Below are 7,814 nucleotides of genomic sequence, written 5' to 3' on the forward strand. Positions count from 1 at the left end.
GCCCGGCTGGCCGGGCGGGTCATGCCACCGGCCGGCAGGGCTATCGGGTCGCCGCGAGCGCCTCGTTCAGGGCCGTCCGCACGCGCTTCTCGGACACCGAGTACGCCGTCCCGAGGTCCTGGGCGAACAGGCTGACGCGCAGCTCCTCGACCATCCAGCGCACGCGCCGCAGGGCGGCCGGGCGGTGGCGCCCGGCCGCGAGGGACGCGACGGCGTCGTCGTACTCGTCCTCCAGCCGCTGGATCACCGCCGTGCCGAGGCCGTCACGCTGCACGTTCGTCGGCAGCTTCTCCAGCCGGATCTCGATGGCCTTCAGGTACCGCGGCAGGTGCGCCAGCTGGGCGTAGCCCGTCGCGGCGACGAACCCGGGGTAGACGAGGTGCTCGAGTTGACTCCGGACGTCGTTGAGCGCCGTGATGAGGGCGAGGCTGGTGGTGCCCTTCAGCTGCTTCTGGATCCGGCGGGTGCTGGACAGCACCCGCTCGACCGTCGCCGTCACCGTGAAGACGGTGTCGATCAGCTCGGCCCGGACGTCCTCGTAGAGCCGGTCGAAGGCCTCCTCGGTCCAGGGCAGGTCCTCGGGGACGAGCTTGTCGATGGCTGCCAGCGAGCAGTCGCGGATCAGCTCCGCGACACTGCCGTGCGGGTTCTGGCTGAAGGTGAGCTTCTCGGTGTTGCTCAGGTGCTCGAGGACGTACTTCGCGGGGCTCGGGATGCGCAGCGACAGGAGTCGGATGATGCCCGCCCGCATGACCGTCGCCTGCTGGCCTGCGTCGGGGAAGACCTTCAGGCCCACCGACGAGCCTTCGTCGACGACGGCCGGGAAGCCCGTGATGCGGTGCCCGCCGACGGTGCGCGAGACCTCGCGCTCGATGGCGCCGAAGACCCACGCCTTCTCGCCCGTCCGCTCCGCCACGGCGGGCGCCTCGGCCACGGCGAGTCCGCCGCGGGAGGCAGGGGCGACGCCGGCCGGCCCGCCGGTGGGCCCGCCGGCGCGTGAGGCATCCGCTGCCGGTGCGCCGCGCCCTCCCCGCGCCGCAGAGGGGCGTCCGTCGTCCCGCCCGGCAGGGCCCGTGCCGCTGCCGCGTCCTCCGCGCCCGGGCCCTCCCGAGGGTCGCGTACTGCCGGGGGTGGCGCCGAGCGACTGCGCGATGGCGCGGCTCACCGCCGGCGCGAGCGCTTCCTTGAGCGCCTCGAGGTCGCGCGACTCGTCGAGCACGCGGCCGTCGGCGTCCACGATGCGGAACATCATCAGCAGGTGCTGCGGCACCGAGGACCAGTTCCACGACCCCGATGGGATGATGTGTCCTCGCAGGCGCCGGAGCGCGAGTTCGAGGGCCGCCTCGAGATCGTCCTCGGCGGGGTCGAAGTCCGACGCGAGGGCCGCGACGGCGGTGCGCGCGACGTCGGGCGCGGGCACGAAGTTTTTCCGCACCTGCTTCGGCAGCGACTTGATGAGGGCGGTGACGAGCTCCACGCGCTGGCCGGGGATCTGCCAGCGGAACGGCTTCGGGTCGAGCTGGTTGAGGAACAGGACCGGGATCGTGACGGTGACGCCGTCGTGCGCCTCCGGGGTCAGCGGTGAGAACTCGTAGGCCAGCGGCAGCTCGAAGCCCGCCTGGTGCCAGGTGCTCGGGAAGGCCGCCTCGTCAAGCTCCGCCGCGTCCTCGCTGAGGAGCTGTTCCGGATCGAAGTCGAGCAGGTCCGACTGCTCCTGGCGGGCCTGCTTCCACCAGGAGTCGAAGTGCCGCTCCGAGACGACCTCGGCACCGATGCGCTGGTCGTAGAACTCGAAGAGCGTCTCGTCGTCGACCCGCAGGTCCCGCCGCCGCAGCCGGTTCTCGAGCTCCTCCACCTCGGCGAGCCGGGCCTGGTTCCGGCTGAAGAACGTGTGGTGCGTCTTCCAGTCGCCCTCCACGAGGGCGTGGCGGATGAACAGCTCGCGCGCGACCTCACGGTCGACCCGGCCGTAGTTGATGCGGCGCTGGGGCACGATCGGCACGCCGTACAGCGTGACCTTCTCGTAGGCCATGACCGAGCCCATCTTCCGCGACCAGTGCGGTTCGCTGTACGTGCGCTTCACGAGGTGCGGGGCCACCTGCTCGGCCCACAGGGGGTCGATACGGGCGACGACGCGGGCCCACAGCCGCGAGGTCTCGACGAGCTCGGCGGCCATCACCCAGTCGGGCGACTTCTTGAACAGCGCCGACCCGGGGAACACGGCGAAGCGGGTCCCGCGGGCGCCCGAGTACTCGCGCTTGCGCTGGTCGTAGAGCCCGATGTTGCCGAGCAGGCCGGAGAGCAGGCTGACGTGGATCTGCTCGTGCAGTCCCACGGGGTCCACGGGACCCGCGGGCAGCGTGATGCCGAGCGGCTTCGCGAGCTGGCGCAGCTGCTGGAAGAGGTCCTGCCATTCCCGGACGCGCAGGTAGTTGATGAACTCCGTACGGCACAGCTTCCGGAACTGCGTCGAGGAGAGCTCGTCCTGCTTCTCCTGCAGGTACCGCCACAGGTTGAGGTAGGCGGTGAAGTCGGAGTTCTCGTCGACGAAGCGCTTGTGCTTCTCGGCCGCCTGCTGCTGCTTGGCCGGTTGATCGGCGGAGGGCCGCTCCCGCGGGTCCTGGATGGTCAGCGCGGCCGCCAGGACCATGACCTCCTTCACGGCGCCCCGGGCTCCGGCCTCGACGATCATGCGCCCGAGCCGTGGGTCGACGGGGAGCTGCGCGAGCTTGCGTCCGACGGCGGACAGCCCGCCGTCGTCCTTCAGTGCGCCGAGTTCACGCAGCAGGGCCACGCCGTCGTTGATCGCCTTGGTCTCGGGCGGTTCGACGAACGGGAACTCCGCGATGTCCTTCGGGCTGCGCGTCACGCCCATGGCGGCCATCTGCAGGATGACGGCGGCGAGGCTCGTCCGGAGGATCTCGGGCTCGGTGAACGGCCGCCGCGACTCGAAGTCCTCCTCCGAGTAGAGGCGGATGGCGATGCCGTCGGAGACACGGCCGCTGCGCCCCGACCTCTGGTTGGCGGACGCCTGCGAGACACGCTCGATCGGCAGGCGCTGCACCTTGGTGCGATGGGAGTAGCGGGAGATGCGCGCCGTACCCGTGTCGATCACGTACTTGATGCCGGGCACCGTGAGGGACGTCTCGGCGACGTTCGTCGCGAGCACGATCCGCCGGTGGCTGCCCGTGGGGCGGAAGACGCGGTGCTGTTCCTCGAGGGACAGGCGCGCGAACAGGGGCAGGACCTCCGTGCCGCGCAGGCGGGTCGTGGACTGGATCCTGGCCCGCAGCGCGTCCGCGGCGTCGCGGATCTCGCGCTCGCCGGAGAAGAAGACGAGGATGTCGCCCGGCGCCTCGACGGAGAGTTCGTCGACGGCGTCGCAGACCGCGTCGAGGGGATCCCGTTCCTCCTCGAGTTCGCTGTCCGCCCCGCCCTCGCCGTCGTCGAGCCCGCCCGGCGGCTGGTCGAGCGGCCGGTACCGGATCTCCACGGGGTAGGTGCGGCCCGAGACCTCGATGATCGGCGCGGGGGAGGTGTCCTCGATCGCGGCGTCGGCGGCGAAGTGGGCGGCAAAGCGCTGGGGATCGATGGTGGCCGAGGTGATGATGACCTTCAGGTCCGGCCGCTCGGGCAGGATCCTCCGGAGGTAGCCGAGGATGAAGTCGATGTTGAGGCTGCGTTCGTGGGCCTCGTCGATGATGATGGTGCTGTACTTGCGCAGCATCCTGTCGTGCTGGATCTCGGCCAGCAGGATGCCGTCCGTCATCAGCTTGATCTTCGTCTTCCGGCCCACGGAACCGGTGAAGCGGACCTGGTAGCCGACCTCCTCGCCGAGCGGCACCTGCAGCTCCTCGGCGATCCGCTCGGCGACGGTGCGCGCAGCGAGGCGGCGCGGCTGGGTGTGGCCGATCAGGCCGCGCTCCGCCAGGCCCAGTTCGAGGCACATCTTGGGGATCTGCGTCGTCTTCCCGGACCCGGTCTCGCCGGCGATGATGGTGACCTGGTTGGCCGCGATCGCGGCCATGATGTCTGCCCGGCGTTCCGAGACGGGGAGGTCCGCGGGGTAGGTAATTGTCAGTGTCATGGTTGCCTGCCAGTCTAGTTGCTCGCACCGGGCCGCAGGCGGGCGTTCACTGAGGGCTGGGTCGCTGCCCGACGGCGTCCCCCGCGGACCCGGGGGCGCGCGTCCCGGCCGACCGGCGCAGGCGGTCGGCGACGACGACGGCGCGCTCGCGCATCTCGGCCGGCTCGAGGACCTCGAAGTCGATGTCCCAGCTCGCCAGGTAGGCGAGCGGGAAGTCGAGCGAGTCGAAGCCGGCGCGGAGGATCGTGTGGTCGGCGCCGTCCGCCTCGAGCGTCCCCGTGCTCGAGGGCACGCGCTGCTCCAGGTCCTCGAGCGGGGCGGAGAACCTGATCACGGCGTCGTACGAGTAGGGCGAGCGCGTGATCGACTCCTGCACGTAGGCGGCGAGGTCCGCGGCCGGCAGGGGGCGGGGCACGAACCTGTCACGTGTCATCGGCACGCTCTGGCAGCGGTCCACGCGGAAGGTCCGCCAGTCCTCCCGCGAGCGGTCGAACGCCACGAGGTACCAGCGGCGCCCGGTGTCCACGAGGCGGTACGGCTCGACGATGCGCCGGGAGGACTCGCCGTCGTGCCGTTCGTAGCGGAAGGCGACGCAGCGGCGCTCGGTGATGGCCGCCGAGAACGCCGTGAGCACCTCGGGGTTCACGGGTGTGCTCGCTGCCGCCATGCGGGTCACTGCCGACCGCAGCCCGGAGAAGCGGGGGCGGAGGCGCGGCGGCAACACCTGCTCCAGCTTGGTGAGGGCCCGGACCGAGGCCTCCCCGACACCTGAGACGGGGCTCGCCGTGACGGCCGTGAGGCCGATCGCGACGGCGAGCGCCTCGTCGTCGTCGAGCAGGAGAGGCGGGAGCTGGGCGCCGGCGCCGAGCTGGTAGCCGCCGGCCACACCGGGCGAGGCGTTGATGGGGTATCCCAGGGTGCGCAGCTTCCCGATGTCCCGCCGGACCGTGCGCTCCGTGACGTCCATGCGCTGCGCGAGGGCGGGACCGGTCCATTCGCGCCGCAGCTGGAGGAGCGAGAGAAGCTGCAGGAGGCGTGCCGACGTCTCGATCATGGGCCCACGGTACGCCGGATTGCGGACAGGAATCGTCCGCTATCCGATCAGGTCGGCGAGCGGTCTGCCATCCCGAGCCGCCGGAGTTCGACCTCCGACAGGCGCAGGCCGGCTGCGGCCACGTTGGTGCGGACATGGCCCACGCGCGTGGTTCCGGGGATCGGGACGACGCGGACGCCGAGTGCCTGCTCGCGGTAGTGGACCCAGGCCAGCGCGACCTGGCCGCGGGTGGCTCCGTGGGTGCGTGCGATCGCTTCCAGGACGTCGCCGATCGCGCTCGCCGCGTCCACCGGGCCGTCGTCGTCGGCGCGGGGCCGGTGCAGGAGGCCATGCGTGGTCGGCACATCGAACTCGCCGGCGACTCCGCCCCGCCACACCAGGCCGAACTTGCTCGCCAGGAACACCTCGTCGCGGCGCGGCCGGATCGCGCGGCCGACGAGCTCCTCGTTGCCGTAGGCGTCCGCGGTGTCGATCATCATGACACCGAGGTCGAGCGCCGCACGGAGGACGGCCACGGGGTCGCGGTCGCGGTCGGGGTCGCGGGCCGGATCGGAGGCCGGCCGGTCACGCAGCCGCATGGCACCGAAGCCCTGCCGGCCGAGGTCGGCCAGGGCTCGGGCCGCACCCGTCTGCTTCGTCACGTCGGGCATGTGGCCGACCCTACGACCTCGACCACGGTCGCGGTCAACCCCCTGGGTGTCGGCGCGCGCATCCGGACAGGGGGACGCTCGGGCGGGACGGTCACCCGGTCGAGGCCCTGGACCGTGGTGCAGTGATCAGGCCGGCTCCTGCTGGGTCGATGTGCCGGTTTCGCGTGGCGTCCTGTTCTCCGTCGCCTTCGACAGCGTGAAGATCCCGTAGCGCATCGCACCGGTGCGGTAGGCCAGGATCAGGCGGGGGAGGATCAGGAAGGAGATGCTGTTGCGTGCGAGGCGACGGGTCTCGCGATCGGTGAGCACGGCCTTCACCAGTCGACGGGCGCTGATCGTCCAGGTGCGCGCGACGCGGCGGCTGACATCCTCGTAGCCGGTCACGGCAAAGCCCGCCGCCACGGCCATCGCCTCGTACTCCTCGCGCGTGCCCATCGAGGGCAGGCGGCCTTCCCGGCAGATCGGCTCGAGCAGGTGGCGGACCTTCCACCGGCCGGCATCGGTCTCGGCGAGCCACGCGCAGATGACGAGGCGGCCGCCGGGCACCAGTACGCGATGCGCCTCGGCGAAGAACCTGGGCTTGTCGATCATGTGCTCACTCGACTCGATCGCCCAGGCGGCATCGGCCGAGGCGTCGGTCAGCCCGTTGGCGAGCCAGTCGCGGACCTGGATGTCCACATCGGGTACTGGATGCGTGGCGGCGTAGTGGGCCTGCTCGGCGGACAGCGTGAAGCCCGTGACGCGGATCCCGCGTGTCACCGCGAGCAGCCGCGCGGTAGAGCCATAGCCGCAGCCGATGTCGACGCATGCCTCGCCGGGTTGGAGGCGCAGCCGATCACCGACCGTGTCGACGAGCGCCTCGACGGCCTCGGTGGGCGTCTCACGGCCCGTCGCCCAGAGCCCGTGATGGACGTGCTCGCCCCACACCCGACGGTAGATCGGATCGAGGTCGTCGTAGTGGTCCGCGACCGCGGCGGCGTTCTGGGAGATATCGGGCACGATCACGCCCTCACGCTACAACGCCGATCCGGGCCATCGGAAGGTCCCTGCTCAGGACTTCAGGGCAGCCGATGCGCAGCAGTCGACGCGGGCTCGACTCCGCCCGGGATCCAGCAACGCGGAGGCACCCACATCGGGCTCCACCCGGCCCGCCGGGAGTACGGGTCTGTCCCCGAATCGGCGTTCGAGGTGTGAGCGGACTGGCGCGTATTCCGTGGTCTCCGTGGTTCTCGTGATCTTCGTGGTCTCCGTGGTCTCCGTGGTCTCCGTGGGATCGCTGGTCTCGCGGATGCTGGGAGCCGTGATCCGGGAGATGCGACGTCCAAGACCCTTTGAGATATCGGCACTTCCTTCCCCGGCGGCGGCTGTTGTCGACCTCATAATGTCGGTGGCGGACGGGATGATTACGTATGGACAGCAGCAGGAGTGCTTTACGCGAAGCCCTCTTCGGTGGTGGCTTTTCCTGGCTCGTTGCTGTCCCTTCTGCCCCTGTTCCTCCTGTTACTGCCCCTCGCGCGGCTGTCCCTCCGGTCAATGTCCCTTCTGTCGCGGTCACTTCTGTCGATGCCCCTTCTGTCACGGTCACTCAGGTCGCTGTGCGTCCGGTTGATGTCCCATCTGGTGCCATTCCGTGTGCTTGCGGTCGTACTACCGGTGCCTCGTCTGCGCCTGTCGATTCCTCTGTCGATTCCCGAGTCGATTCCCTGGTCGAGTCATCCGCGCACGGCTCAGGGGCTGCTTTCCCGGCAGTGAATATCGCGTCGGTGGCTGACCCGGCCGGCAACGCCCCGACGGCGACGGATCCGGCTGGCACTGTTCCTGGGGCTACTGTCCCGGTTGCGGAGGTACCGGCGGGGTTCGTGCGGGTTGGTTGGGTGCGGGATCTGATCGATGCGATGGCCTTTCTTCCGAGGCGCAAGGAGGCCGCGGGGCTGATCGATGAGGTGCGGGATCTTGAGGATCTCAAGTGCCTGGTCGCGGCTCGGCAGGCCCGGGCTGCGGTCGCCTTCGATCTGTGTCGGCG

At 70.6% G+C, this 7,814-nt stretch carries 4 protein-coding genes; all 4 read right to left on the bottom strand.

Annotation, left to right across the window (positions count from 1 at the left end; translation table 11 throughout):
- Positions 1–40 precede the first annotated feature (40 nt).
- Positions 41–4,087 (bottom strand): ATP-dependent RNA helicase HrpA, encoded by a 4,047-nt coding sequence (gene hrpA, locus ACX80K_RS16990; RefSeq protein ID WP_459273083.1) that lies wholly within the window; start codon positions 4,085–4,087, stop codon positions 41–43.
- Between the two features lie 46 nt (positions 4,088–4,133).
- On the bottom strand, positions 4,134–5,141 hold the full coding sequence (locus tag ACX80K_RS16995; protein WP_459273084.1) for a helix-turn-helix transcriptional regulator: 1,008 nt from the start codon (positions 5,139–5,141) through the stop codon (positions 4,134–4,136).
- A gap of 47 nt (positions 5,142–5,188) precedes the next feature.
- A complete protein-coding gene (locus tag ACX80K_RS17000) occupies positions 5,189–5,791 on the bottom strand; it encodes an aldo/keto reductase (RefSeq protein WP_459273085.1) in 603 nt (200 codons plus the stop codon).
- Positions 5,792–5,917: 126 nt separating this feature from the next.
- Positions 5,918–6,796 carry a class I SAM-dependent methyltransferase gene (locus ACX80K_RS17005; RefSeq protein WP_459273086.1) on the bottom strand — a complete coding sequence of 293 codons (879 nt, stop codon included), beginning with the start codon at positions 6,794–6,796 and terminating at the stop codon, positions 5,918–5,920.
- Positions 6,797–7,814 lie beyond the last annotated feature (1,018 nt).

It is taken from the genome of Arthrobacter sorbitolis (assembly GCF_054510995.1).

What these genes read in the sequence shown, in the direction of transcription:
- ACX80K_RS16995 (WP_459273084.1), bottom strand. Translation starts at nt 5,141, where the DNA reads ATGATCGAGACGTCGGCACGCCTCCTGCAGCTTCTCTCGCTCCTCCAG.
- hrpA (WP_459273083.1), bottom strand. Translation starts at nt 4,087, where the DNA reads ATGACACTGACAATTACCTACCCCGCGGACCTCCCCGTCTCGGAACGC.
- ACX80K_RS17000 (WP_459273085.1), bottom strand. Translation starts at nt 5,791, where the DNA reads ATGCCCGACGTGACGAAGCAGACGGGTGCGGCCCGAGCCCTGGCCGAC.